The sequence below is a fragment of the Actinomadura napierensis genome (assembly GCF_039529375.1).
Lineage (GTDB): Bacteria > Actinomycetota > Actinomycetes > Streptosporangiales > Streptosporangiaceae > Spirillospora > Spirillospora napierensis.
Genome location: NZ_BAAAMR010000390.1, coordinates 1 through 559 on the forward strand (window position 1 = coordinate 1; position 559 = coordinate 559).

Genomic DNA, 559 nt, shown 5'->3' on the forward strand with positions numbered 1-559 from the left:
ACGGAACCGAACGGCGACTTGACTGCTTCGCCTGTTCAGCCGGAGATGCCCGCCGGCCATAGTTATCCACAGGTGACATACCTGATGGACAGGGGGAATCGCCGGTCTCTACGCTGCATCTTGCTCGCTGTCACGGGGTGTGTCGTCGTATCGGTCGTCGGGGTCATCAACCGATACGCGCGAGTAGCACGTCGTGACGCCCAGGCAAGCCGACGTGAAGGAGAACGACGATGAGCAACCGGTCATCGGTCAACCGGCAGCACATGCAGCAGGCCGCCGGCAACGTCCAGGACGCCCACGGCCAGATCGGCCAGATCAGGACCCAGCTCAACACCCACCACACCGAACTGCAAAGCGCCTGGAAGGGCGAGTCCTCCGCCGCCTTCACCCAGGTCTACAACCTCTTCGAGACCGAGTTCGCCAAGGTCCTGAAAGACCTCAACCTCATCCACGAAAAGCTCGTCGACACCAAGGCCAAGTACGAGACCGCCGAACAGAACAAGACCGCCCGCGTCAACACCCTCAAAGGCCTGGTCAACGGCTGACCCCCACCCCCACC

1 protein-coding gene is annotated in these 559 nt (G+C 62.1%); it reads left to right on the forward strand.

Annotation, left to right across the window (positions count from 1 at the left end):
• The first annotated feature begins 230 nt into the window (after positions 1-230).
• Complete coding sequence (locus tag ABD296_RS50095; RefSeq protein WP_344285761.1) at positions 231-545, forward strand: WXG100 family type VII secretion target; 315 nt, start codon at positions 231-233, stop codon at positions 543-545.
• Positions 546-559: the final 14 nt, after the last annotated feature.

What these genes read in the sequence shown, in the direction of transcription:
- ABD296_RS50095 (WP_344285761.1), top strand. Translation starts at nt 231, where the DNA reads ATGAGCAACCGGTCATCGGTCAACCGGCAGCACATGCAGCAGGCCGCC.